Annotated in this window: 24 protein-coding genes and 1 pseudogene; 7 read left to right on the forward strand and 18 right to left on the reverse strand. The window is 62.3% G+C overall.

Features of this window, described 5'->3' with window-relative positions; genetic code table 11:
* Window positions 1–34 precede the first annotated feature (34 nt).
* Entirely contained in the window at window positions 35–1,468 is a 1,434-nt protein-coding gene (locus CRO22_RS15790; protein WP_217991910.1) for a tetratricopeptide repeat protein, read from the forward strand.
* Window positions 1,469–1,573: 105 nt separating this feature from the next.
* The gene (locus CRO22_RS18695) at window positions 1,574–2,068 is read left to right on the forward strand and encodes a hypothetical protein (RefSeq protein WP_141399462.1); all 495 of its coding nucleotides are present in this window, start codon (window positions 1,574–1,576) and stop codon (window positions 2,066–2,068) included.
* Between the two features lie 389 nt (window positions 2,069–2,457).
* On the opposite strand, the gene CRO22_RS15800 is transcribed toward CRO22_RS18695, so the two are convergent.
* The 5 genes from CRO22_RS15800 to CRO22_RS15820 form a co-directional block, all read right to left on the reverse strand.
* Window positions 2,458–2,808: a type II toxin-antitoxin system RelE/ParE family toxin gene (locus CRO22_RS15800; protein ID WP_097071125.1), complete on the reverse strand. Its 351-nt coding sequence runs from the start codon at window positions 2,806–2,808 to the stop codon at window positions 2,458–2,460.
* Window positions 2,809–2,814: 6 nt separating this feature from the next.
* Entirely contained in the window at window positions 2,815–3,072 is a 258-nt protein-coding gene (locus CRO22_RS15805) for a type II toxin-antitoxin system ParD family antitoxin (protein ID WP_097071126.1), read from the reverse strand.
* 77 nt (window positions 3,073–3,149) lie between these two features.
* A complete protein-coding gene (locus tag CRO22_RS15810) occupies window positions 3,150–5,126 on the reverse strand; it encodes a type IV secretory system conjugative DNA transfer family protein (RefSeq protein ID WP_097071127.1) in 1,977 nt (658 codons plus the stop codon).
* Complete coding sequence (locus tag CRO22_RS15815; RefSeq protein ID WP_097071128.1) at window positions 5,119–7,446, reverse strand: relaxase/mobilization nuclease domain-containing protein; 2,328 nt, start codon at window positions 7,444–7,446, stop codon at window positions 5,119–5,121. Before CRO22_RS15815 ends, CRO22_RS15810 begins: the two co-directional genes overlap by 8 nt.
* Complete coding sequence (locus CRO22_RS15820; protein ID WP_097071129.1) at window positions 7,433–8,035, reverse strand: helix-turn-helix domain-containing protein; 603 nt, start codon at window positions 8,033–8,035, stop codon at window positions 7,433–7,435. Before CRO22_RS15820 ends, CRO22_RS15815 begins: the two co-directional genes overlap by 14 nt.
* 537 nt (window positions 8,036–8,572) lie before the next feature.
* Here CRO22_RS15820 and CRO22_RS15825 point away from each other — a divergent pair.
* The 3 genes from CRO22_RS15825 (at window position 8,573) to CRO22_RS18930 (ending at window position 10,270) form a co-directional block, all read left to right on the forward strand.
* Entirely contained in the window at window positions 8,573–9,292 is a 720-nt protein-coding gene (locus CRO22_RS15825; protein ID WP_097071130.1) for a ParA family protein, read from the forward strand.
* 298 nt (window positions 9,293–9,590) lie between these two features.
* Window positions 9,591–9,953, forward strand: a complete 363-nt coding sequence (locus tag CRO22_RS19240) for a hypothetical protein (protein WP_245861003.1) — start codon at window positions 9,591–9,593, stop codon at window positions 9,951–9,953.
* Window positions 9,954–10,099: 146 nt separating this feature from the next.
* On the forward strand, window positions 10,100–10,270 hold the full coding sequence (locus CRO22_RS18930) for a hypothetical protein (protein ID WP_176518666.1): 171 nt from the start codon (window positions 10,100–10,102) through the stop codon (window positions 10,268–10,270).
* 233 nt (window positions 10,271–10,503) lie between these two features.
* On the opposite strand, the pseudogene CRO22_RS15835 reads toward CRO22_RS18930, so the two are convergent.
* Window positions 10,504–11,524: pseudogene (locus tag CRO22_RS15835) on the reverse strand (nucleotidyltransferase family protein).
* Between the two features lie 395 nt (window positions 11,525–11,919).
* On the opposite strand from CRO22_RS15835, the gene CRO22_RS15840 reads away from it, so the two are divergent.
* Window positions 11,920–12,174, forward strand: a complete 255-nt coding sequence (locus CRO22_RS15840; protein ID WP_097071132.1) for a type II toxin-antitoxin system HicA family toxin — start codon at window positions 11,920–11,922, stop codon at window positions 12,172–12,174.
* Complete coding sequence (locus CRO22_RS15845) at window positions 12,171–12,503, forward strand: type II toxin-antitoxin system HicB family antitoxin (RefSeq protein ID WP_097071133.1); 333 nt, start codon at window positions 12,171–12,173, stop codon at window positions 12,501–12,503. Before CRO22_RS15840 ends, CRO22_RS15845 begins: the two co-directional genes overlap by 4 nt.
* Before the next feature lie 144 nt (window positions 12,504–12,647).
* Here the strand turns inward: CRO22_RS15845 and CRO22_RS15850 are convergent, their stop codons facing one another.
* The 12 genes from CRO22_RS15850 to CRO22_RS15905 form a co-directional block, all read right to left on the reverse strand.
* Window positions 12,648–13,895, reverse strand: coding sequence for a type II toxin-antitoxin system HipA family toxin (locus CRO22_RS15850; RefSeq protein WP_097071134.1), 1,248 nt, complete (start codon window positions 13,893–13,895; stop codon window positions 12,648–12,650).
* A gap of 6 nt (window positions 13,896–13,901) precedes the next feature.
* Window positions 13,902–14,174, reverse strand: coding sequence for a helix-turn-helix domain-containing protein (locus tag CRO22_RS15855; protein WP_097071135.1), 273 nt, complete (start codon window positions 14,172–14,174; stop codon window positions 13,902–13,904).
* 350 nt (window positions 14,175–14,524) lie between these two features.
* Window positions 14,525–15,241, reverse strand: coding sequence for a M48 family metallopeptidase (locus CRO22_RS15860; RefSeq protein WP_097071136.1), 717 nt, complete (start codon window positions 15,239–15,241; stop codon window positions 14,525–14,527).
* Window positions 15,238–18,465, reverse strand: coding sequence for a type I restriction endonuclease subunit R (locus tag CRO22_RS15865; protein ID WP_097071137.1), 3,228 nt, complete (start codon window positions 18,463–18,465; stop codon window positions 15,238–15,240). The genes CRO22_RS15860 and CRO22_RS15865 overlap by 4 nt, the downstream gene beginning before the upstream one ends.
* On the reverse strand, window positions 18,465–19,535 hold the full coding sequence (locus CRO22_RS15870) for a DUF4917 family protein (RefSeq protein WP_097071138.1): 1,071 nt from the start codon (window positions 19,533–19,535) through the stop codon (window positions 18,465–18,467). The genes CRO22_RS15865 and CRO22_RS15870 overlap by 1 nt, the downstream gene beginning before the upstream one ends.
* Window positions 19,536–19,538: 3 nt before the next feature.
* The gene (locus tag CRO22_RS15875; RefSeq protein WP_097071139.1) at window positions 19,539–19,769 is read right to left on the reverse strand and encodes a DUF2188 domain-containing protein; all 231 of its coding nucleotides are present in this window, start codon (window positions 19,767–19,769) and stop codon (window positions 19,539–19,541) included.
* Entirely contained in the window at window positions 19,759–20,988 is a 1,230-nt protein-coding gene (locus CRO22_RS15880; RefSeq protein WP_176518667.1) for a restriction endonuclease subunit S, read from the reverse strand. Before CRO22_RS15880 ends, CRO22_RS15875 begins: the two co-directional genes overlap by 11 nt.
* Entirely contained in the window at window positions 20,981–22,018 is a 1,038-nt protein-coding gene (locus CRO22_RS15885) for a virulence RhuM family protein (RefSeq protein ID WP_097071141.1), read from the reverse strand. Before CRO22_RS15885 ends, CRO22_RS15880 begins: the two co-directional genes overlap by 8 nt.
* Window positions 22,011–23,528, reverse strand: coding sequence for a type I restriction-modification system subunit M (locus CRO22_RS15890; RefSeq protein WP_097071142.1), 1,518 nt, complete (start codon window positions 23,526–23,528; stop codon window positions 22,011–22,013). Before CRO22_RS15890 ends, CRO22_RS15885 begins: the two co-directional genes overlap by 8 nt.
* Window positions 23,525–24,118: a restriction endonuclease subunit S domain-containing protein gene (locus tag CRO22_RS15895; RefSeq protein WP_097071143.1), complete on the reverse strand. Its 594-nt coding sequence runs from the start codon at window positions 24,116–24,118 to the stop codon at window positions 23,525–23,527. The genes CRO22_RS15890 and CRO22_RS15895 overlap by 4 nt, the downstream gene beginning before the upstream one ends.
* Before the next feature lie 327 nt (window positions 24,119–24,445).
* Window positions 24,446–24,727 (reverse strand): WGR domain-containing protein, encoded by a 282-nt coding sequence (locus CRO22_RS15900; RefSeq protein ID WP_097071144.1) that lies wholly within the window; start codon window positions 24,725–24,727, stop codon window positions 24,446–24,448.
* Between the two features lie 85 nt (window positions 24,728–24,812).
* Window positions 24,813–25,745 (reverse strand): DUF2493 domain-containing protein, encoded by a 933-nt coding sequence (locus CRO22_RS15905; RefSeq protein ID WP_076367754.1) that lies wholly within the window; start codon window positions 25,743–25,745, stop codon window positions 24,813–24,815.
* Window positions 25,746–25,984 lie beyond the last annotated feature (239 nt).

The raw sequence follows: 25,984 nt of genomic DNA on the forward strand, positions 1-25,984 counted from the left end.
TGCTTGGTTGAAACCGGTCCAAAGCGGCTGCGGCGTGGCAGTCGCAACAACCTTGGAAGAGCAGTCGTTCAAGTCGCGCTGGCAACTCGTTAACACGTCGCTGAACAATCTGGCCAATTGCCTCAGCGATCTCGGGCGGCGGGAAGAGGCGCTGGTGGTGGCGCAGGAGGCGGTGGATCTTTACCGCGCCCTCGCCGCGGCCCGGCCCGATGCCTTCACGCCCGACCTCGCCACGTCGCTGAACAATCTGGCCGGTTTCCTCAGCGCTCTCGGGCGGCGGGAAGAGGCGCTGGCGGTGGCGCAGGAGGCGGCGGATCTCACCCGCGCCCTCGCCGCGGCCCGGCCCGATGCCTTCACGCCCGACCTCGCCATGTCGCTGAACAATCTGGCCAATTGCCTCAGCGATCTCGGGCGGCGGGAAGAGGCGCTGGTGGTGGCGCAGGAGGCGGTGGATCTTTACCGCGCCCTCGCCGCGGCCCGGCCCGATGCCTTCACGCCCGACCTCACCACGTCGCTGAACAATCTGGCCGCTTTCCTCAGCGCTCTCGGGCGGCGGGAAGAGGCGCTGGCGATGGCGCAGGAGGCGGTGGATCTGCGCCGCACCCTCGCCGCGGCCCGGCCCGATGCCTTCGCGCCCAACCTTGCGACGTCGCTGAACAATCTGGCCAATCGCCTCGGCGATCTCGGGCGGCGGGAGGAGGCGCTGGCGGTGGCGCAGGAGGCGGTGGATAATTACCGCGCCCTCGCCGCAGCCCGGCCCGATGCCTTCACGCCCGATCTCGCCACGTCGCTGAACAATCTGGCCAATCGCCTCAGCGATCTCGGGCGGCGGGAAGAGGCACTGGCGGTGGCGCAGGAGGCGGTGGATAATTACCGCGCCCTCGCCGCAGCCCGGCCCGATGCCTTCACGCCGGACCTTGCCATGTCGCTGAACAATCTGGCCGCTTTCCTCAGCGATCTCGGACGGCGGGAAGAGGCGCTGGTGGTGGCGCTGGAGGCGGTGGATCTGCGCCGCACCCTCGCCGCGGCCCAGCCCGATGCCTTCACGCCCAACCTCGCCGGGTCGCTGACCAATCTGGCCAATTGCCTCAGCGCTCTCGGACGGCGGGAAGAGGCGCTGGCGGTGGCGCAGGAGGCGATGGATCTTTACCGCACCCTCGCTGCAGCCCGGCCCGAAGCTTTTTCGGTGAACTTGTCGATCTCCTTGGGCACGTTCACCGATTTGATGATTGCCATGAACGACAAGCCGCGTGCGTTGGAAACAATAACCGAGGCGATCACGGTACTGACGCCGACCTTCGTGGCGATGCCGCAGGCCATGGCGCAGCGGATGCGCATACACCTGCAGCGCTACGTTTCGCTGTGTCAGGAGTTGGAGCGGGACCCGGACGCGGCATGGCTGCGCCCCGTGCTCGAGGTTATCGCAAGACTGCAGCAGGAGGCGGGAGAGAATGCCGGCGGTGCGTGACGGGCTGGCATCGTTGCGACGGGGGCCAATCGCGCGTCAAAGATCAGCCCATCTCCGGAACGCTCCCCTTGGTGCGAAGTTCCAGAATGTTGGAGGACAGGACGGATGATCAGAGCAGTATATCTCTTGCTGGCAATCGTTCTGGGGGCGTGCCCTGCGGCGGCGCAAACTGGAAAGCCCGCAAACGTGTTGCTTGGCTGCAGGAGTGCCACCGGAGAGGACTTTCTGATCGAATTATTTCGACCGACACAGTTCGGCCCGCTCCATTGCGTTGATGGTCTGATGATCGTTGACATGACACCCTGTGCACCGGACGGTGGATGGGGGCTTTCTTATCCCACCGGACGCGCGAGCCTTCGAGAGGTGACGCAAATGTGGGCCATCGCGCACCGGCACGATGGGGGCAAATTCTCCGCGACGCTTGGGCCGGACAAATTTGTTGCGACCGCCTCATTCGGTGAAGGGCTCGAGGCTGATCTTTCCAAGGGATCCTATGACATGACGCTGGAACTTGATCGGACAACCGGAGATGGCGCCTATACCAGCGGCGCGTTGGGGACGGTGGCGTTTCATTGCGAGATCAGGTCCCGCAAGTTTTGATCATCAGGGTATTTTCGTAATGCGGAAAAAGTGACGAGGAATGGTGCCGTGGAGATGTCGGCGCGGAATAGAGCGAGGCGGACAAGCGAATAAATCCGGGACAATCAATAAGGGCCCCGGAAGGGCGATGAACGGCAGATATCAATAATTCTTGCAAATGCGATCGCGATCTCGACGGCAGCTTACCCTCCCTGTCCCCCAAGACCAAAGGCCGTGCCGCATGGCGCATGACTGACGGCTCTGGGCTGATTGGCCCGGTCGCTGCGCCGGGTCTGAACGGCCGCTTTGGCGGCATACGCCGGGGGTGCCGACCGGCGGGTAAGGGCCGAGCGCGTCGATCAAGTCGTCGTCTTCGAAATGCGTCCGGTACGCACTTCGGTCGACCGGCGTCAGTGGTCCCGCAGGCCGCGGAGCGCGGGTAGATTCGCGAGCCGTCGCGGCAGATCGGTACGGTTGTGCAAGATATCGATGATGATCACCTGCGCCGCGTCCTCGATGAACACCACGAAATGCTGACCCACTCGCGCAAAACGCAGATCCTCGGGCATGTCTGCGTCAACAAGCCGACGCCAATCCTGCGAAGCAACGGTTCCTGCGGCTATGTCGCGGCAGGTGGCAATCAGGTCGTCCTCATAGGCGGCGGCCTGCCTGGGCCCGAAGGTCTCGAGGGTCCAATGGGCGATTTCGATCAGTGATGTTTCCGCCGCGCGCGTCAGCCGCCAAGGTTTAGGCGTCGGCATATCGGATCAGAGGCTCGCGCGCGCAGAGGCAAAGGCGCGGCGGATCGCCTCTTCTCCGCTGCCCTCGGCGAGATCGCCGCGCCGGGCCTGATCGAGCCCGCCCGCCAAGCGGTTGCGCAGCTCGCCCAGCTCCGCCTCCTCGCGCTCGAGCAGACGCAGCCCAGCTCGCAGGGCCTCGGAAGCGTTCTGAAAGCGCCCCGAGGCGATGAGCCGGTCGACGAGGTCGGATTGCGCGTCCGTCAGAACGACATTTCGGGTGGCCATAGGTGTCTCCATTTGAGGCGATGGCAATATATGCCATCGCGGCCTTGATGTCGACGCCTGCATGCAACTTCTGCGCATCAAGCATACTCCGCGACGATCGCTCGCGTCGTCTGAACTGCGGCCGCAAGCTCTGCCTTGTCTGAGTCTTTTAGCCCCAATCCTGCGAGATCGAACGACAGCTGGCCGGAGCTACCCCCGCCCGCCGCTGCGCGCGCTGCGCGGCCTCGCGCTCGGCCAGAGAGCTTGGGAAGAGGCTCCTGAGCTTCGCCGCTTGGCCCCTCTGCTGCCTTGGAAACGGCAAGTGCCACCTGCGCCTCCGTGGCAGCACGAACCTCCAGCAGCTCTTGCTTGAGCTTCTCCACCGTCTCCCGCGTCTCTGACATCTGCCGATCCCGTCGCAAACCTTCTTCATCGGGATAAGGGAAGCTTCCCGCCTGAGCCGCATGAAGTGCTTTAAGCGCCGGGTCTTCGAAATACTTGATCCGCCGCGCTCGTATCGGCATTTGCGCGTCGATCACGAGGATCACCTCGTCCAGATCCATGCGTCGCGCCTGATCTTCGGTCAGAAGCGGCGTATCCTCGGTCCGCTCGGAAACGCTGCGCCCCTCGAACGGATTGCGCCCGACCGCGCGGGAGCGGGTCACCACGCGCTTCGTGGTCTTGCCGACGGCCTGGCTCAACTCCTCGATGGTCTTTTGCTCGGACGGGGTAAGGTAGAGCTTCACGCCTGCACCGCCCTGAAGCGATCGACGGGTGTTTTCACCATAGATTTCGTCCAGCGCCGGGATGGTCTGGGTGACGATGGCCAGGTTGCCGCCGAAGGAGCGCAACGTCTTGATGCTCTCGGCGACGATCGGCATTTTGCCGAGCCGGTCGAACTCGTCGAGCAGGATCATCACCGGCCAAGGCTCGTCTTCGCCGGGCTCCCGCGCCTGCAAAGAGGCGATGAGGTCAGAGAAGAAGAGGCGGATCAAAGGGGCGAGGGGGCGTATCATCTCGGATTCGACCACGAGATAGATCGCATGGGGCCGCCGCCGGATATCCCGGAAGGAGAAGTCCGAAGTCGCCGTGGCCGCGTCGATCGCGCGGTTGTCCCAGGTGTCGAGACCCGAGGTCATCAGAAGCGAAAGGTAGGAGGTCAGAGTATCGTTGTTGGTCGAGGCCATGCGCTCAAAGATCAGTTTGGCAGACGGGTTCTTCACCTCTTGCGCGCGTTTCAGATATTCCTTCTGCTTGTCGCCGCCCGACGCGGTGATGCGGTAGATTTCACCGATGGTCGGCACGCCGCGCTCGAAGGCCAGAACCCCGGCTGCCACGAAGAGATCGATCCCCCCGGCCAGAAGCCCGCTCAGTTTTTCGTTGTCGGTTTGCAAGAACAGCTTGGCGGTGAGCTTAAGTTCCATCTGTTGGCGGTCGGGATTGCTCATGGCCGCAATGCGCGCAAGGGGGTTATACCGATGCGTCGGTCGATCCCAATCGGTCGGCGCAAACCGAAACACCTTGTCGCCCATGCTGGCGCGAAACCGGGCGGTTTCGCGGAAGTTCTCGCCCTTCACGTCGAGCACCACGGCTGAGCCCTTGTAGGTGAGCAAGTTCGGGATCACGAAACCCACGCCCTTGCCCCGGCCCGTCGGCGCCACGATCAGCGCATGCGGAAAGGTCTTCGAGACAAGGAAGGGGCGCTTCGATTTCGGCGGGCCGAGCTTGCCCAGAAGAAACCCGCCGCCCGGCTTGGCGAAGAAGCCGTTGCGCTTCATTTCGCCCCGGCTCTGCCAATGCGTCGTGCCAAACCGGGTGAGGGCATCGCCAAGAAGCGTGACACTCAGCATGAGCGCAGCGATACCAAAGCCTGCGAGGATCAGGTTCACCCAGAGGAAGTCGCGCGGGGCAGCGCGCCCGAGCGCGCGATATTCCTGCGCGAGCAAGGAGATGTCGAAGGTCCTCGTCGGCAGCCCATAGCGGATGGTCAGGTAGCCCGTGGCCACGACATAGCCGATGGCGAGGCCGACCAGCGTGAGGCTCAGGATTCCGGCCGCGATCTTCCCCTTATCCATGGGTGATCCCCTTTTCACCATGCCCGGCGGCGTGACGTGCGCGCTGTGCCTCGATCTGCTCTTCGGCGAGTGCATCGAGCACCCGCTCCATCGCAGGGCCGTGGGCCGTCACCTCGCTGCTCTCGAGATAGGCCTTGGCGAGTTCCAACTGCCGCAGCGGGTCTTGGGTGAACTTGTCCAGCACATCGGCATGACCCGCGCAAAGAGCGGTGATCGCGTCGGGCGCAAGGTTTCTGTCGATCTGCGCGACCAGGCGCTGCCCGGCGGCATCGGAAAGAGGGTGCCCTTCCTCGGCGTCGGCCCGACGCAGGAACGTCGTTACGTCGGGGGCCGTCTCTGCCAGGAAGCGCCGCTCAGCATAGCTTTGCCGCGCCTGGTCTTCGATCTCCAGGCTTCGCTCGCTGATATAGGCGCGCGATGCCCCCATGGCGCGCAGCCGGTTGATCTCCTCCTCAACCGCCATTCCGAATTCTTCATCCGGCATTTCTGCTCGATAAAGCGCGAGGGTGCGCGTGTCCTCGGTGATGGGTCCGAGCTGTTGCGAAGGATCACGCAACGCGAGATCCATATCTCCGGCGTGAAGCCTGCGATCGTTCTGCGCGATGGCATATTCCGGCGGCTTGCGGCTGTCGGTGATCTTCTCCCAGGCCATCGACGCAAGTTCTGCATGATCGGGCGATCGCTGTGCATAGGCGTTGAAGGCAGCGCGGGCCTCTTCCACTTCGATGACGCCTGCCTTGTAGACCGAGGGATCATCCGAGAAGGGGTGATCAAAATCCGTCCGGCGGAACTGGGCCACGATATCTTGGAAGTCGCGTCGCTCGGAGGGGGCAAAGATGTCCCGCTCGCGCGCCAGCAGCGCCCCGCGCTCGGTCTGGGCAACCGCGTCATCCTTGACCTCCTCGACTACCCGCAAGATGCGCGCATCGGTCAGAGCATCGCCGAGGCGGACATGAATGGCCTCCAACCGGTCTAGCGCGTCCTCGCGATCGGCGTCCTTCTCCAGATCAAGATCCCCGGCCTTGGCGACGGCGCGCAGATCCTGCGCAAGCCACTGCCGTTCGAGCGCGGCATTGCCAGCGCCCTCCCGCATGCGGGCCGCAACGGCCTCGGGGTCAATCCCCGTGCCCTGCAGAACCTCGGAGAGGCGCGCCTTCACGGTATCGTCGTCGAGGCGCGCAACCTGATCTTCACGCACATTGGCGCGCACATAGACCCCGTCTCTGGAGGGGGCGTCGAGCAGCGCGGCCGAGCGAACCCCGAGCGGGTTGAGATGCGCAACCGAGGTCAGGACATCGGAGAGCTTGCGCTCGATCTCCGGTCGATCGCCCGCAGGCGCCCGCTCGATCGCAGCTTCGATCTGGCGGATGTTTTGCGAAAACTCGGTAATCAGCGTGTCGAACGCCGTCTCGTCTTGGGACATGTAAATGGCTCCGTCAGATTGGATCTGACCGCCATTGGCAAGGATGGTGCTGGCGCGCTCGAGCGCCTCGGCGACGTCATCGAAATTCGACCGCGACGCCTCGGCAGCCAGACCCCGATAGGTCAGCGCATTGCGCGCCACCGTTTCAAGGGCCGCGGCCAGATCGGCCCACGTGCGCTGACGCTCGACCGGTGGCCGGCCCTCGTCACGCGCCTTGTAGACTTCGCGGGTCTCGGCTCGGTAGGTTGTCACCCCCCGGTCGAGGCGCCGTGTCGCCTCGAGCCGGATCCCGTGGACCTGGGCCGCCTCGACCATCGCCACCCGGAAGGCGTCGTAGCTGAAGTGGTGATCCTTGCCGAGGAAGAACATTTCGCCATCCTTGCTGCGACGGTTCAGAACGATATGCGCATGTGGATGCGCGCGATCTTGGTGTATTGCAGCAATATAGTCGAATTGCGACCCCTCACCTTGAAAGAACCGTTCGCAGACAGTTTCCGTGATCGCCCGCACCTCTTCACCGCTGGTTCCGACGGGGAATGCCATGAGAAGATGCGAGGTATGGCCGAGCTTGGGGCTGTGCCGCTCGCCCCATTGGTTCTCGAAGCGCCGCACGACCCGGTCGATCTCGGCCTCGGTCAGGGTCTTCTTGCCGTCATGGGTGCCGCGGCTGTCGAGGATATGGCTCGACTTGGTGGTCAGATAGGTGAGCTGCGCCTTCAGCTGCGCGCCGGTGTGGCACCCGCCCTTAGAAATCGGCTTGAAAATGGCCGGCGAATATCCCCGCGCCGCCCGCACCATCTGCGCCTTCTTTGCAAGTCCCTGCCAGCTGCCCGAGACCCGGCTCCAGTCGCGGTCGAAAAGGGCGGGCCCGACACCACGCGCCTCACTCCGCGCCATGATCGGTCTCGTGGTACGACCCCGGCCGCGCCAAACCGGCAAGGGCCTTGGTGACATCGAGGTCCAGCGCACGGCGCCGGGCGCGGAACATCTCCTGGATCTGGTCCGCCATGTCGAAAATGAGCACCGCGAGATCGCGGATCTCGGCATGGCTTGCAGGCGTGTAGGGCAGACGCTCGCCTCTGAGCTTGGCCTCATTCAGCCGTCGCGCGACCTGATTCACGTTGTTGCCGACCCGGTTCAGCGCCGCGCTCAGCCCTCTCAATTCATCCGTCATCCCCTCATCCGGACGCAGGAGATCGTCAGCGGCCAGCATCAGGCAGCGCATGGCATCTGACCGATGCGCAATCCCGCGCCGCGCGAGGGCAGCGTCGAAGCCGCGAAGGTCGCTGTCGGTGACCCGCATCGTCAGGACGCGTGTGCGACTGTCGTTGGCCGAGACGGCGGAACGACCCCGTCCGAGCACGTTGTAGACGGTCTTGGGCGAGACCTTCAGGCCTCGGCTGATCGCACTGACCGAGACGCCTTTCGCCCGTTCCCGGACGATTTGGCGGCGCTCCTGATCGGTCAGTCTGCGGTGGCGCGTCATGTGAAGTATACGTTCCTATTTCTTGCCAACTTCGTACAAGCCCGCCTTCTCCCAGCGCAAGCGGAGAAGGCATTAAGGGCTTGTACTCAATGTAGAAAATCGGCCTCGCAGGCCGATTTGACGTCTTTTGTCGAATGCAGCGCGCAGCGCGCGCAATGCAACGCGTCCTACGCCCTCTGGACCGTGCTGCGTGTCCTTTGGACCGCGTTTTGTGCGCCCCGCAGCACGTCTGCGGGCGCGCGCCAAATGACCAGCGCAGCCCGTATCGCGCATCGCGCCTGATGCGTCCCGTTCTGCGCGCGATGCACCGTGGCCAATGTCGGCTGGTGCCCGACATCTGGAGACCGCATCGCGCGCTACGGACGCCGTCATCTGTCAACTGGATCCCGTTTTTCGCATGCAGCACAATGCGCTGTGCGGCGTGTTGCGTGCCTTCGGGGAGGCGCGTCCCGTCTTGCGCTTGACGTCCCTTTCTTCAGAGGCTAGCGCAATAACGTATCTTTGCCGCATTTAGCCATTATTGCAGAAAGGCCGCCCATGCCGAACGACAATCTCGTGGTGATCGCCGCGATGGCCCGGAAAGGGGGAAGTGGAAAGACAACGCTCTCGCGCGCCCTGATCAGCGCCGCGGTCGCCGCAGAGCGCCGCGTGCTGATGATCGACACCGACAGCACGGGCGTGCTCGGCGCCTGGCACAGGCGGGCAGAAGCCTCCGGCTTGGGATCGCCGCTTCTGCGCGCGGTGACCGTCGAGAGCGTCGGCGGCGTGGATCGCAAGATCGAGCAGGTCTATGCGGCGAACTCGGCCGATTTCATCTTCATCGACACCGCGGGCGTCGGGGCCGAATGGTCGGACGGAATCGCGGTTCTCGCTGATCACATCGTGACCCCGGTGATGCTGTCGACCTCGGATCTCGATGTCGGCGCGCAGACCGCTGACTGGTTCGCCAAGCTGCGCGAGCGTGTCGACGACCCGGCAAGCCTGCCGCGCCACCACGTCGTGTTGAACATGGTCGATCCCAAGACCACACGCGCCGATGCCGCGCTCATCGAGGCGGCGATTGCACGGTTTCCGGTGATCGAGACCGTGATGATGCGCCGGAATGTCTACAAGGAAATGGACGAAAAGGGTCTCTTGCACGCGGTGGCGCTGCAAAAACAGGCCGATCCCAATCCTCTCATGCGCCCGCATGTGCGCCATGTCGTCGAAGCGCTCGAAGAAGCGACCGACATTCTCAACAACATTCTCGCAGCGTGAGGGCAGGGCGGTGCGGAAGAAAATTGCGACCATCACTCGGCCCGATCCGGGCTACGCCTCATGCCTGCGCTCAGAGCGGAAGGACGACCCGGAAAGGGAAGGGGGGCCGCAGGCGACCCCAATGCCGAAGTCCGAGCGTGTGGGAATTGCTCAGGCGGGAGGAGCCCCCGCGCCGGAAGGCGCCGCACCATCCGCGCCAACTCTCGAACTGGGGCGGGACCTCGCCGCCGCACCACCGTCGACAGCTCCCCCGCCTCGGACCAGACGCAGCCCTGCGACGCGCAAGATCGACATTCGAGTGAACGCACTGGAGCGGCAGGAGGAAGCCCTGATCAACTGCGGTGTCGATCCTGCCCATGTGATCCGGGCCGCCCTGCGTCGTGCCGTGAAAACCTGGAACCTTGGACCAGACTTCGTCGCTCCATCGGAAGAACAGAGATCGCGGATCACCGAATGGCGCGCGCGCACATCTTTGGCCGTTGATGCAGTTGCAGTAGGGGCCCTGCTGCGCACCCACGATCCCCTCGATGTCTTGAGCAAGTGGACCCTGATCCGAGGCCAGCTCGAGCCTCGCGTCTGGGCCGAAATCGACGCGCTTCTGGTCGAGATCGCCGATCGCTCAGCCGCGATGCAAGGAGCACCGGACGAGGCAGAAACCTGACCATAAAGACAACTTGCATTTTCGACCGCGACCATATGCCAAGCCGCTCCACACCTTGAAGTTGTGCCCCCGAGCGGCTAACCCACCCGGCGAGGCTCCCTGCCTCATTGTTCACCAGTTCTCAGGTCGTTGTAGAGGAGCCCGCCATGACCCCCCAAGCCCGCCTTACCGGCGAACCGATCATGCGCATTCTTTGCAAGAAAACCGATACGCTGGTGGGCTATCTTTACCAATGGAACAACGGCGATTTGCAGCCTGCCTGGCTGAACGATTCCATGTCCGACGTGCGCTACGCGCCTATGCTCGAGGCCGCGTGAGACATGGGCCTGCGGGGGTTGGCGGGAGATCGGAAGATATGGGCGCCACCTCGACCGAAGAGCCTGAAGCGCCGGATGATTCTCTATAACGCGTATCGCGCAACTTCATGAGTTATAGAAAGAGGGGCTATCGCTCACGCGCTGGAATTTGGCCCGATCAGACGGGCCGATTTGTCCGCGATCTTCATGGCCCCGTCGAACCACTGCTCGAAGAGATGTCCCCGGGCCAGCGCCTAGCCGAGTTTCGTGAGCCTATCTGCCGTCTCGGCCATTCGGGCAAGGCTTGCGTCGAGGCGCTTGCGCCAACGCGGGCCGCGGGAGCGTGCATCCTCCCAGGCTTCGGCCAACTCGTCGGGGCGGTCTTGCGCGAGCACCTCGATCAGGAAAGCGGCCTGCGCCCGGTCTTTCGCGGATTTGCCCCGATCCGACCCTTCGCGACGCCGGTCAGCCACAATCAGCTTGTGGATCGCGAAGCGCTCGGGGCGCGGGATCTGCACGAGCGCGCCCGAGCGATAGAGTGCGATCGCCGGGATCGGCTCTGCAATCAAGTAGTTGAGATAGTTCAGAGCTTGCGCCGAGACCCCAAGCGCGGGCAGGGGTTTCACCGTCTCGTCGCCGAACGCGGGCGTCAGGAACTCGACCATCACCTCCGACCGGCTCTGCCGCCATTTCCATATCTGCCGGTCCGATTATCCCCGGCACAGGGTCGAATTTCAGCGCCGAGAGGATGTCACCCGGATCTTCTTCGACCTTGTCTCCCAGCGCGACCGAGAGCCGCTGAAAGCGCGCCAAATCGATATCGCCGGTCTTTGCCAGCCGCTCCGCATCCATCCGCACGCCGAGTTCACCCTGGTAGAGCGCGAAGGCCGCAGTTCCGATCAATGTCCCGCCGAGGCGAAACATCCCCGCCCGGGCGAAAGCGAGAAACAAAGAGCCGGTGTCCCGATCGGTGGCGATGTAGCCCTCGGCGCGCAGAATACGGGTGAGGCGGGTCATCCTATGGCGTCGCGCCTGTGCATCGGATTTCAGCGCCACCGCCCGCGCCAGCCGGTCGCGAAGCTCGGGACTGTCCTCGCCGAGATAGCGGCTGCGGGCCTCCGTCCCGAGCCGAAACCGCTCGTAAAGATAGGTTCGTCCACCGCGATGGCGTTCTTCGATGGTGCCCGTCACCTCCGCCACGCGCTCGTCGAGATGCAGTCGAAGCAGGTCTTGATAAGCGGCCTGTGCGATCTGGCTGTGTGAGATGATCTCCACGAGGGGCCTCGTGTGCAACGATTTCAAATTTGTTGCACATCATCCTATGTGCGACAAATTATTTTTTGCTGCACATCTGAACAGCCCCACATAGTTCTGCCTGTTTCATCAAAGGCGTTACCTCTCGCCGGGTGGCCTGCGGTGAAGCCGCCTTTCGTTTCCGCTGGCGCGAAAGTCAGGAGTGCGGACCTCTGCGACGGCGCCAGGATTCGCGTTGCGTCACGCGCAAGGGGCCGGAATGGGCTGTAAGCGCCTCGTTGCCAGCAGGCACAGAGAGAACCAACGCGGACCGCACCATCGATTCTCGAAGCCTTTTCGTCGAGCTCTTATCACTTTGACCACATCGCGCGCGGCGCACGCTTGCAATTTTCGCTAGCACAAGATAACTTACCCCGATGAGGAGCAAGCACCGCAACACCCTTGCCGCCGTCTTCGCTGATCCGGTTTCCGGCACCATCGAATGGGCGGCCATAGAAAGCCTGCTGCTGGGCGCAGGAGCACGGTTGATCGAGGGGCGCGGCTCACGGGTGCGGTTCGAGAAGGATGGCGAGATAGCGACGTTCCACCGTCCGCACCCCGCCAAGGAGGCCAAGCGCTACCAGGTGCGCGATGCGCGCGACTTCCTGGAGCGGATCGGGGTAATACCATGACCAACACTATGACTTACAAGGGCTATGCTGCCCGGATCGACTACGACGACGAAGACGGCATTTTCACGGGCCGAGTTGCAGGTATCCGTGACGGGGTGGGGTTCCATGCTGATAATGTAGAGGGGCTGCGCGAAGCCTTTCACGAGGCGGTCGAAGACTACCTCGAAACTTGCGCCAAGATCGGCAAGGAACCGCAGAAGACCTATTCGGGGCAAGTCATGTTCCGGGTCAGCCCCGAAGTTCATCGCAAGGCTGCGCTGGCTGCCGAGCTGTCGGGCAAGAGCCTGAATCAATGGGCTGAAGAAGTGCTGGGCCGTGCCGCAGGCTAACGGAGGAGCTATCCGAAGGATCGGATAGGTCCGGAAACTGCATGCAGGCCTTATTGACGCAAGCCTCAGAAGCCAGTCGTGAGCGGCTCAGCGCAGACCCCTAGTGGCGCGGGCCAGCCTGACCCCAAGGCCGCGCGGCAAAACCTAGCGGCCAAGACTGCTCAATATGGTTTTGCAGCGGCTCTCGATGGCCTCGCTCACCAGGTCGAGCAGCGGATGCGGGCCTGCGGGCATGGCGGCCACCTCTTCGGCCGTGGCACTGAGCGCCCCGCGCACCCGTTCCGCCAATGCCTCCACGCGTGCCAGCACCCGGCGCGGGGCAAGGCCGCACGCTTCGGCCTCGCGCGCCCAGTGGCGGCCCTCGATATACTCGGCAACCCGCTTGCCCCCCACATCGAGCGCCAGATTGCGCGTGATGCCCGGCCAAACGCCCGCACACATCACATCGTAAAGCGGCGCGAGGCGCACGCCTTCGGCGCTGAGAATGAGCGAGTGGTTCTTCAGATGCGCATCGGTATTGCCGCACAGCACATTGAACACCAGCATGTCCCAAAGCTGCATCACCTGCGCCCCGCCGCCCACGGCGCGCAGCCGGTCCATCATCAGGGCAAAACTGCCTTTCGGGCCGTGGTGGTGCGAGTGCTGGTATTTTGCCCCCGGCGGCAGGCCGAGCGCCTGACAAAAATCTTCCTGATGCAGGCGGCGCAGCAGCGCGCCTTCGGGCACGCGGTCGTAACGCTCCACCAAAAGATAGCTGCGCTCCAGCGCCCGTCCGGTGGTTGCGGCCGCGGCCGGCAGCCCCGTGCGCTGCGCGAGCCGCAAGCAAAAGGCTTCGTTTTGCACGCTGCCCCACAGCCGGCCGGGGCTGTCGGGCTTCAGAATGTGGCTCGAGGGCGCACCATCGAGCGGAATACCGAGGCCGCCATCGGCCAAGAGCCGCACCGAGAGCTTCGACTGCACCCCCGCGAGCGACATCGAAACCCCTTCTTCGCCCACCAAAAACGGCTTGTGCGGCAGCTCATTCAGAATTTGCTCCAGCTCTGCGGCACCGGGAATGGGCAACACCGTGCTGGCCGTGGTGCCGCGCTGCGCAAAAGACAGCGCGCCGGAGGTGTCGCGGCCCACCCGTTCGAGCAGCGCCAGCACATCGGTGTGGGGCACATCGAGAATACGCGCCATCATCCGCAGCGCATCGGCATCTTCAGGCAAGAGGTTGATCAGCCAAGGCGCCAAAACGGCCCAACTGAAAGCCGCATCCGAAAGCGGCATGGTGGTGGAAACCGGAAAGGCCCCGGCAAGCGCCAGCCACTCGGGCGCATAGCGAAACAGCGGGGCAGGGGGCGCCGCCGTGTCGATGCGCCCCACCAGATATTTCTCGAAGAATATCTCCATCGCCGGTTACGCGGGCGGAAGCGCGGGCGCGCTGCCACCCCGGCGCTCGTCAAGCAGGGCGGCAAGGTTCAGCCCCAGAGCCTCGGCGGCTGCGAGGGCGGGGCCCAGATAGCTCGTGCCCTTGCCGCGCTCCAGCTCGCTGATAAAGCGCCGGTTGGTGCCAATCATCGCGGCAAGATCGTCTTGCGTGTAGCCGCGCGCCTTGCGACGACCGCGCAAAGCCTCGCCAAATTGCCGGGCGAGGCGCTGTTCGGGCAACCTTGGCTCTGCGACGGCCATTTGCTACACCTTTGTATCATTTTGGCGCAACCTGCGCCGACGTTACCGTTCGGTATCTTTATTACCAGCCCCCGCACAAAGTTACAACTCTGTATCTTTATGCGCTGCGCCAGTTTCGGGGCGCTCCGTTAGCGTTGAGGATGTGATCACCCAAGACGGTATCGAAGTGCCAATGTGGGTCTGCGGCGAGCCACAGAGCAGATTGATCACATCATCAACGCTTGATAAGACCAAACTCGAGCAAAACCATACCGCCCAGAAATTTCTGGGCGGCATTTCGACATTTTGCAACCCTACTGGTTTCGCATAAGAGATGTTATGTAACTCTTTTGCCGACGGCCGTGCCAACATTATGCCATCACCCGCTCCAGCCTCTGCTTTCGACGCTCCCAATCGGGCATAACCTTGTCGAGAAGCTCGAAAAACGCCGCGCCGTGATGTGGCACCGCGATATGGCAAAGCTCGTGAGTGATCACGTAGTCTATGGCGTCAATCGGGGCTTGTACGAGGCTGCGATTGAGCAGCAAGCGTCTCGCCGGAGACATCGACCCCCATCTCTGTCGGGTCTGCCGCACGATGAGACCCTTCGGGCGGAAAGCCTCGGGATCCGGGAAGAGGTCGAGACATAACGCGATCCGCTCCGGGAACTTGATGTGAGCTCTGTCTCGATACCATGCTTCGAGCAGATCTCGCGTCACCTCCGAACTGGTTGGCCGGTGCGTCTGTACGACGATGAACCCGCGGATCAGCTTCACGCTTTCCTGGATATGCGGCACGACTTTGAGCCGATACTGGCGCCCAAGGTAGAGATGCGTTTCTCCGGCGATGAACCTGCGCTCCGGTGTCCGCGGCAGGAACTGGGTGAAGTACCGCTGCTGCCGTGTCACCCACGCGGCCCGCTTCCGCAGCTTCGCTTCGATCGCCTCGAGCGTCGCATCCTCCGGCGCGGCGATCACCACTGACGCATCCGGCTCGACGGCGATCTCCAGTGTCTTCCTCGGGCGACGAACGATCTCGTACTGGATTTCCTGTGCGCCATATTGCAGGTGGTACAACTCCCGCGTCATACAGCAAACCGGGCGCGGGCAAGTCCCATGATCTTCAGCTCGAGATCGTCGAGCACCTCCACCGACAGGTCGACGCCCCTCTCGTCACGCAGCACATCGAAGAAATAGTCATCGATGGCATTGCGCAGGTTGTTCTGGGCAACTTCGTTTGACCAGATGCCTACGATCAGATGCGATTTGACAATGTCGATGATCGCGTTGGCGATCGCTGCAGTCTCGCCGTCAGCCAATGGCTCATTGTCCGCAGTCTTCAGCTGACCAACCAAAACGCCAAAGAACGCCTGCGCATCCTCGTCACCTCGGATGCTCTCCGGAACGTCCCGGCCCCGATCTTTGCGCGCCACCTTGCTCGCGAGATCCACGACGCTTTTGAGATACTCCCGCTCGGAGAGCCGTTTCTCGCGATAGGCGCGGATAGTCTCCTCGAGGAGTTCGGAGAAGCGTTTATAGAAGGTCGGATCCTCATCCAATTTCTCGGTGATGGCCCGTCGCGTTGCGCTGGCAATACGATCCGCTTTCGAAGCCTCGGAGACACCCGTTTCCTCGACGACAGCCTTCAGGGCGTCGGGGTCATTGATGTTCACCATCTCGATGATAACCGAGGCCGGCATCGCGACCACGTGATCATCGAGCAGCCTTTGGATCTTGGGTTCAAACTCGCGAACATCCACCGTCTCCTGATAGCGAAGCTGGACCGAGCGTTTGAGCTCGGAGAACTGCTTCCAGTCACGCTTCAGAGCATCGACCTTGGCCTCGTCGAAAACATCAAACAGCTTGTCCGAAGACAGCGAGATATGCAGGCAACGGCTGAAGGCCTTGAGGCGCGCATAGAACTCGTGGCGCAATGCCTCGTCTGCGAGGTGCTGCTCGAATTGCTCCATGTCCTTCTTGTTTCGAACCGGCTTGAAAATATCCCAAAGCTGGTCATGCAGCTGGGGCAGCTTGCGGATCTCCTCGCGAACGTCATGCACCGTGCCCGCAAGGTCGGCCGCCTCGTACCCCTCGAAAGCGCTGTAGGTCGTCAGGGCGCTGTCCAGCTCACCGAGCAGTCCTTCGTAATCGATGATGAAGCCGAACTGCTTCTCCGTACCATCGTCCTCGTAGAGCCGGTTCACGCGTGCAATGGCCTGCAGGAGATTATGCTCCTTCAAGGACTTGCAAACGTAAAGCACCGTGTTCCGAGGAGCGTCGAAACCTGTGAGAAGCTTGGAGACAACGATCAGGATCTCCGGATCGCCTGACCCCTTGAAAGCATCGATGCTCTGGCGATTGTACTCTTCCTCTGTCTTGTATCGCGCCATCATCTTCGACCAGAAACCGCGCACGAGGTCCTTGGACTCCTGATCGATTTCCTCGTTGCCCTCGTTTTCATCGGGCGGCGAGATGATGATCGCACTGGAGACGTGGCCGATCTCGTCGAGAACCTCTTTGAAGCGAACCGCCGCCGCTTTCGAAGGGGCGACGAGTTGCGCTTTGAAACCGGTTCCCTGCCAGTGCTGGCGAAAGTGCTCGGAGATGTCGAACGCCTTGGCGCGGATGGCCTGATCGGTCTTCGAGAGCGCATCCATACGGGAAAACTTCCGCTTCAGATCGCGCTTCTGGCTCTCGGTCAGCCCTTCGCTGATCTTCTCGAACCAGCGATCGATCACATTCCCTGAGACCTGCTGCTCAACCAGCCGCCCTTCGTAAAGCAGCGGCACAACAGCCTCGTCGGCAACCGCCTCATCGATGGCGTAGCGGTGGATCAGCCGTCCAAAGGTCGACAGCGTGTTCTTTTCCTTCTTCAGCAACGGTGTGCCCGTGAAGCCAAGGTAGCAGGCCCGAGGCAAAAGGCGGCGCATCTTCGCTGCGAACTGGCTGTGGCCGCCATACCGCCCCGTCTGCGTCCGGTGGCTCTCGTCCACCAGCACGAAAATGCTCGGATCGTCGTCCGCCTGCTTGCTGTTCTTCAGCGCGGTATCGAACTTGTTGATGATCGTGGTGACCAGCGGGGCCCGGTTGCGAACCAGGTCCAGCAGGTGAGAGCCGCTCGTCGCCCGGACCGGCTCGAGGTCGCAAGACTTGAAGGTATCCTTGATCTGTTTGTCGAGATCATCGCGATCGGTGACGATGATGATCCGCGGGTTCTCGATGCTGCGCTCGAGGGCCAACGCGCGGCCCAACATCACCATCGTCAAGGACTTGCCCGAACCCTGCGTGTGCCAGATGACGCCGCCCTTGCGCGCACCGCTCATGTCGTGCTGCTGAACCGTCTCGACAGCCCGGCGGATCCCAAAGAACTGCTGATGGCGTGCAATCTTGCGCACACCACCGTCGAACACGGTGAAGCGGCGAATAAGGTCAAGCAGCCGCTCGGGGCGACACAGCGCGTACAAGGTCCGGTCTTGAGCCGTGACCGCGCGGTCGCCCTCAGTGGCCAGAGCATCGAAATAGGCCCGCGCGCCCGCGAAATCGCCGGAGAAAATGGCTTCCTTCTCCGCCGCGGTGAGCACGCGGTTGGCAAAGGGCGCGATGGCCTCGTCGGTGTCTTCCTCGTCGCGCCAGGTCTGCCAGAACTTCCGCGGCGTCCCGACGGTCGCATAGCGCGCCTCGTTTCGGTTCATGCCGATCAGCAACTGGGCGAAGTGGAAGAGCTGCGGGATGTTGTCCTCGTTCTGGTAGCCGATCAGCTGGCTGTCTGCCTTCTTCAGGCTCTCGGTCGGCCGCTTGTTCTCGATCACCAGGATCGGGATGCCGTTCACGAACGCGACGATGTCACAGCGCTTGGTCTGGCTCGACGCCGTCCTCTCGACCGAAAACTCGGCCGTGACATGGAAGACGTTGTTCTCTGGCCGCTCCCAGTCGATGTAGCGGAACGAGTAACTCTTCGAATCGCCGTCGATGGCCTTCGTGATCGTCGTGCCGAGAACGAGCGTGTCATAGATGTCCTGATTGGTGCCGCGCAGGCCCTTCAAACGGTCGGGCGTGGGCTTCAGCCGCCGCATCGCTTCGTGCGCGTCCTCGAGATCAAAGCCGTATTCACGGCCCCGATGCGTGAAACGGTTGATGCGCATGAGTTGCTCAGCGAGCACATCGTCCAGCACCACGTTCCGCAGACGCCCGCCGCGGAGGTACTGCGCTCTCTCTTGCGAGAGCGGGGTGAACCCGAGCGCCACGAGCAGCTGCAGCGCCGGAACCTGGGACTGGTGTTTCTCGCGGGTATCAAACCCATGATCTCGATCCATCACGCCCCCCACACTTGGGCGGACCCGGCATCGAAGAAAGCAACAGACAGCGGGACACGTTCATCACGGTAAGCCGTAAGGTCGTTCGCAGCCGAACTGATCGCCTTGTTGCCATCACTATTGGGATCGCCATAGAGACCGACGTAGATCTGCCCAATCTTACCGCGAGCAATCTTCTTCAGTATGTGCTGGTCGTTTTCGGCAAGGCTATGTCCAAATATGAAGAGCGCATCATTCCTCTGACCCATTTGCGAGGAGAAGCTCTTGTATGAATGGTGCAAGTAGGCGCTGTGCTTAATCTTGGCCAGCTTCTGATTGCTTTTGCCCTCGGCGACGAAGAGCGGGAACTTGCGCGCTCCCATGGCTTCGCGAGCTTGCTCAAGCAGGGGTTTTCCAGTGTTGACCCAAGTGTATTTCTGGAGCTCCGCACCAGCATCGAACAGGTGCAGAGCGCCGTGGAGATAATGAACGCGCTGTCCGTGCGCGCCGCTCTCGCCCATCCAGTTTACATATTCCGGCTCGGTGTCCTCATCGCGGCCAAAGCCATCGTTGGCAGCAAGACTGATGGGGTCGTCGAAACCCATGTCGTCATGCATCAAGGTCCAATAGAGCAGGAGGTCGTAGTTTAGGGTGTAGACCTTTCCGTCCTTGTTCTCGTCCCCGAGGAAATGAGCCAGGAACCGGCGGCATGCCCAAAATTGCTCGTCGTTGATCTCATTCGGAATATTGGGGTGGTTGTTGGCCACCGTCTGAATGAGAATATCTTTCAGAGCTTCGGCATCCACAGCCATTTGAGCGGCCGCCTCCGCTGCCTCCTTTGAATAAACGGGAACAACGCGTGAAGCGTCCTCCAGCATCTTGATGACATGCTCAAAGTCCGTCGTTCCGACTGCGTCAAATACCGCAGGCAAGCGGGGTGCCGATGAAAAATCCGCCTGCTCAAACAGCGAGCCGTATGTGAAGATCTTCGGACGACAGGCAATGCTGAAACCGTTGCCAAGCAACAAATGCCGCTTCTTGAATTGCGCTGAATGCTCAATGGCTTCGTAGAATGTCAGGAGGTCTGCCATGCGTCACCCTTTCGGCGGATAGGGGTCTTTCCCGTAGGTGTTCCGCTCACGGATATTGCCGTCGCGGCCCTTCAGGAAAGCCTCCCCCTTGGTTTCGGCAGCCTTCCCGCGCGAATGCGCCCAGGCGTCGGATTGGGTATCCGTAACCTTGCTGGCGCGGGTGGCGCCTTCGCGCTTGGACTCCCACTTCCCGTCCGGACGCTGCTGGGTCCAGTAGTTCTTCTTATCCGGCATGATCGGCCTCCTCAGTGGCTGCGGGTGGTTCGGAGGGGTCAAGCGTCACCCGCCATTCGCCTGTCAGAAGCTTCTGCATCAGGCCACGTTTCTGGCGGGTCAGGGCTTCGATTTCTGCGTCTAGGAGCGCCAATTCCTGTTTGGCGGCTGTCAGGGTGCGTGCAATCCGGCGCTGTTCTTCGAGCGGAGGGACAGGCACCCGGCAGCTGAAGAAGTCTTCGGAATAGAGGTTGAGCAAACCGTCGTTTCGGACGCCCGAGTTGATAAGGCGCGAGAGGTTGTGGTTCAGCGCGCCGGCGGCAAAGAGGTGCTCATAGAACTCGGGATCGAGACCGGGTTTCAGCGCGAAGCAGAAGTAAACGAAAGGAACCAGCGCGGTGGGGCGGTCAAGGCGGTAGACGCATCCGTAAGGGGCAGTCTTGGAGTTGCCCTTGTTGTAGGCGAACTCGCCCTCGTGCAGGAGTGTGTAGCGTTCGACGCTCTGACCCGCCATGTCGCGGGCGAACTTGTCGGACTGCATGAGGAAGCCAGACTTTGCCGAGATCGTCATCACTGGATGGTTGTCGCCTGCACTCTTGCGCCGAACGGGGTTCGAGACTTCAGACAGCGCCTTGAGCGGCCATCGCTGGGGAAAGACACCGCCGCGCCCCGTGATCTGCTGGGTCAAGCCCGTGAACCGATCCTGCTTCGCCGCGCGCAGGGCGGCGAGCTTTTCGAGCGCCTCGTCCCAGGTCCGCAGGATCTCGGCGATCTTGCGCTGTTCGGGGAGGGGGGGGAGAAGGATTTCGATCTCTTCAAGGTCAGGTCGGTTGATCTTGGGAAGTCCCGTGCGGAACGATCTGGACGTCGCGTCCGAAACAAATCGCGCTGAACTGAGGGTGAAATATATGAACCGTCGATCCGCTCGCTGCTCATCAGAGGGCCAAAGCGGGTACATATCCGCACTACAAATTCCAGAAAAATCCGGAAGCGCGACCTTGTTTAGGTTCGGGCGGATCTTAGAGTACAAGATCGAAGTATCATCGAAAGCGTATTTCCCTGAGATCTGACCGAGTTCGCGCGCGGTGTGAAGCCCTTCTTTATCCATTCCGCCGCCAGAAAGCAGGTTGTCCGGTCCAACACTGATCATATCCGCGAATGGTTTCTTCTTTGGGTCGACCTGCCCAGAAGCGATGGTAACCACCGAGCCAAATGGTATTCGAATCCACCCCTCACGCATCACGCCGCCCCTTCTTTCCCACCTTCGCCACATCGGCGATGCGCTGCAACTCCTCGAGGTCATTCGCCTCTGCCGCCGCCTGCCGCGCGGCTTCCTTGCGTTTGGCATCGAAGGCGGCATAGCGGTCATGGGCGATCTGCTCGGCCTGTCTGGCCGACACGGTTCCGGCACCTTGCAGCTTTGGCAATTCGTTCGCACTCAGGAAAGTGTCGAGCACGCCCTCCCAGTCGGCCAGCCGCATCCCCTGCCGGCGCGAGGCCCGCAATTCTGCCGTGTCGAGGAACATCGTGACGATCAGGTTGAGTTCCTTGATCTCGGCTTCACCCAGATAGTTCTTGGCGGTGCCGACATCGGACTTGCGCAGGGGCCGCCCGGTATCGGCGTTCTTCCAGGTCGTCAGCCCCATGTTCGGCTGATCCGCGTCGGCGCGTTCGCGGATCAACTCGCCCGCCGTGTGGCTGGTGACCGCAAACAGCATCTTGTTCTGGATCGTCGCATAAAAGGTGGCCGCTGCGGGCGACTTGGGGTCGTAATCCTCGCTGAGCGCAAGGATGTCGCGCACCTTCTGGTAGAAGCGCGCCTCGGAGGCCCGAATGTCGCGGATACGCTCCAGAAGCTCGTCGAAATGGTCCCAGGCGGGATCCTTCAAGCGGGCGTCGTTCATGACGAAGCCCTTGACGAGATAGTCTTTCAGCGTGGTTGTGGCCCAGCGGCGGAACTGCACCCCGCGCGGGCTGCGCACGCGATAGCCGACGGCAAGGATCATTTCGAGATTGTAGTGCTTCAGCGAGCGGCGAACTTGCCGTCCGCCCTCGGCGCGAACTTGTAAGAGTTCGTTACATGTTGCCGCCTCGGACAGCTCCTCGTCCCCGTAAATCGACCGGATCAGCTGAGTGATTGCTTGGGGGCTGGTGGAGAACAACTCGGCCATCTGCGCCTGCGTCAGCCAGACCGTCCCCCCCACGGCGCGAAGCTGGATCTCGGTCTGGCCGTCCTCGGCGCTGTAGAGGATGATTTCGCCCTCAGACATCGACGCCAAGCTCCTTCAGATAGCTGGCCATCTTCGCCCGCACCTCGGCCAGTTCGGCTTCGATCCGCACGATGTCCTTTTGCACCGCAGCGACGTCGATTTCGTCTTCGGGTTCGAAGGTATCGACGTAGCGCGGGATGTTGAGGTTGTAGCCATTCTCGGCGATCTCCTCGGCCGTCGCGCGATGCGAATACCGCGCGATTTCGGCGCGGGTGGCATAGGTTTCCAGCACCTTGGCCACATGGCCCTGGTCCATCACGTTCTGGGTCTTGCCCGGCGTGAACTCCTTGCTCGCATCAATGAACAACACGTCGCGCCGGTCCGCATTCGCGCCCCCTTCTTCGCGCGAGCGATCGAAGATCAGGATGGCGACCGGGATCCCGGTGGTGGTGAACAGGTTCGCGGGCAGGCCGACGACGGCGTCGAGAAGGTTTTCCTCGATCAACTGCTGGCGGATGCGCCCTTCGGCCGCGCCGCGGAACAACACGCCGTGCGGCACGATTACCGCGACGCGTCCGGACTGGCGCCGGGCGATCTCGATCATGTGGGTGATGAAGGCATAGTCGCCCTTGGACTTGGGCGGCACGCCGCGCCAGAAGCGATTGTACTGGTCGCCGCCTGCGTCCTCCGCACCCCATTTGTCGAGCGAGAACGGCGGATTGGCAAGCACCACATCGAAGCGCATCAGCTGATCGCCCTCGACCAGTGCGGGGCTGTTGAGCGTGTCGCACCACTCGATGCGGGCAGCGTCCTTGGCGTGCAGGAACATGTTCATCCGCGCCAGCGCCCAAGTCGCCCCGTTCACCTCCTGCCCAAAGAGAGCGAAATTCTCGGAGCCCACCTCCTGCGCGGCCTGGACCAGTAGCGAGCCGGAGCCGCAGGCGGGGTCGCAGATCGTATTGCCCGGCTGCGGCGCGGCCAGCTTGGCCAGCAGGCGCGAGACGGGCGCAGGCGTGAAGAATTCTCCCGCCTTCTTCCCGGCGTCCGAGGCGAAGCGCGAGATCAGGTAGATGTAACACTCGCCGATGATGTCCTCGGTCACCCGCGAGGGTCGCAGATCGAGCGCGGGCTTGGCAAAATCCTCGAGCATATTCTTGAGACGACGATTGCGGTCCTTCGGGCGACCGAGATTGGCCTCGGAGTTGAAGTCGATGTTGCGGAAGACTCCTTCAAGCTTGGCCCGGTTGGCGTCCTCGATCTTCTCGAGCGCGATGTTGATCAGCTCACCGATATTTGCCTCATTCCGTTGCGCGTAAAGGTCGTAGAAGCTGGCCTCTTCGGGCAGGATGAAACGCTCGCGCTCAAGGCGCCGACGGATACGGGCCTCATCATCACCATATTGCTCGCGGTAGGTTTCGAGGTGATCGTTCCAGAGGTCCGAAATGTACTTCAGGAACAACATCACGAGAATGTAGTCCTTGTATTGCGCAGGGTCGACCGCGCCGCGGAACGTGTCGCAGGCAGCCCAAGCAGCATTGTTGACTTGGTCTTGAGTGATCTTGTCGTTCATCGGGCGATTTCCTTCAGATCGGCAGCCTTTACGGCCTCACCGAGAATGGCGCTTACAAGGTCGTCTTTGCGCGCAGCGAGCTGGCGGAGCAATTGCCCCTCGCGCCGGGCGAGGGCGCTAAACTCGACGACGCGTTTTTGCATGGACAGGTCGGGCACGGCGATCTCGAGGTTCTCCAGGGCCGGCATCGGGATCATCCTGAGGCCCGTGCCCTGCGCCTCCAAGCCGAGCCTGCGCTGCGCGTCGGGCTGATTGATAGCCCAAGCGAGGTAATCCGGGAGAATGCGGTCCCTGTCGGGACGAATGATCACCAGCGGAACGATGACCGCAACGGGCTCCGGCAGCGGATCTTGGATCGCCGCCGCAACATTCGGCTCGCCACGCGAGCGAAAGACCACCTCTCCACCGCTGACGAAGTATCGCTCGGACAGCGCGCCCAGATCATATCTTTTAAGGTCCGAGCCCAGCTCTGCACCGCTTGCGCCGACATCGCGCAACTGCAGCGCCGGAACACCCCCCTCCAACACGGGATCAAGCCTCCCGCGCGCGGTGTAACCGGAGTGAATTTCGGAGAGATCAGCGAGTCGCATCTTCCATTTCTCTGTATGGCCCATACAGCACATATATCGAAAACCAGCAGAGAGTCAATGCTCGATCCGCAGTAGCGTCGTTACAGAGGATTTCTCTGCGGTTCCGGCGACGCAAAGCCTAGGCAAGAAACGAGACTCACGCCTCCTTCTCGAACTTGGCGACCGCGACGCCAACATCTTGGTGTTAACGGCACGGCTCTCATGCATCCCATTGCCAGGGAAGATGAGGACAGGAAAACAGCTCGGCATCCGACGACGCGTTTCGCAAAACGTGATGCTATCGAGGGAGCCGAAAATACCCTTTTTGCAAACCTGCTTCCCCGCACTTCATGCTGTCCCTGGCTCAGTGACGGCGCAATACCCGCGGCGCATCTTCGTCGCCGTCAGCTTCATGAGTGCCGTGACCGCTTTACCCTCGTCATCGTGCTGTTCGACCATCATCTGCCCTCGAAACCCGATGCGCCCCCATTCTCGAACGAGGCATGCTCCACCAAAGAGATCAGGCTGAACGCTCATCCGATAGAAGCGCCGCATGTTGAGAGAGGGATCGATCCGTTTGAGATCAACGGCGGTCGGGAACACATCCAATTGCTGCGTCAGATCAAACATGTTGTGGCCGCTCCTCACAATGCCACACTATCAAGCGCCACCTTACGTTTCCACAATGTTCTATCGCAGGCAAGAAAAAGGGGGCTCACGCCCCCTTCTCGAACTTCACGACCGGGATACCCAGCTTCTTGGCCTTGTCGGCGAGGTTCTCCTGGATGCCATTGCCCGGGAAGACGAGGACACCCACCGGCAGCACATCGAGCATCGCGTCGTTGCGCTTGAAGGGGGCGGCCTTGGCGTGCTTGGTCCAGTCGGGCTTGAAGGCCACCTGCGTCACGCCGCGGGCCTCGGCCCATTTGGCGGCGATGAGCTCTGCGCCCTTGGGGCTGCCCCCGTGCAGAAGCACCATGTCGGGATGTTTGGTCCGGACCTGATCGAGCTTGCCCCAGATCAGGCGGTGATCGTTGAAATCGGTCCCGCCGGTGAGGGCAACCTTGGGACCCGCGGGCAGCATCACCTCGGTTTCCGCGCGGCGCTTGGCGGCCAGGAAATCGCGGCTGTCGATCAGCGCGGCGGTCATGTGTCGGCGGTTCACCATCGAGCCGGTGCGGGGACGCCAGGTCGATCCCGTGTGATGAGAGAACTCGGTCGCAGCGTGATCGCGCATCATGTCCATGCAGTTGCGCCGCTCGATGAGGGTGAGGCCTTCTGCCGTCAGGCGCTCGAGTTCGGTCGATTTCACCTCGGAGCCGTCTTGCTCGCGCTGAAGGCGGCGCTGCGCCTGCTCGTTCTCGTCAAGCGACCGCTCGATCCGGGCCGTGGCGCGGTGGAAGAGGTTGACCTGGCCCCAGAGCACCTCTTCGAGGTCGGGTTCCATGCGGGTGTCCTCGAGAGTCGCGACGAGGGCGTCGAAGATGTCGGCGACGGCAACCGCAAGGCGCTGCGCATCGGGCATCGGGCGCGGATCGGGCTCGTCGAAGGGGCGGTAGCCGTAGAGCTGCAGCTCTTCGAGCGCATGGGCGGTCTGGGAAACGGTGTGGGCGGGTTCATAAGCATCGTCGTGGGTGTGGAGCGTCATCGGTCTCTTGCCTCCGGGCCTGTCTCGTCCGCGCGTCATCCCGCGCGGCCTTCATGGGCAGCGAAAGCCGTCACTGGCGCCGCCCCTTCACCCCCGCCCTCGGGGGCCGGAACGCATGTGGAGGAGGACGGGGGGCGGCTGATTTGATGATGTGGACACCCCCACCCCAACCGTCGAATCTGGTTTCAACGGTTCTCCGGGAAGAAGGAGTGGTTGGATATGTCCGGAATGATCATTGG

The sequence above is a fragment of the Rhodobacter maris genome (genome assembly GCF_900217815.1).
Taxonomy (GTDB): Bacteria; Pseudomonadota; Alphaproteobacteria; order Rhodobacterales; family Rhodobacteraceae; genus Rhodobacter; species Rhodobacter maris.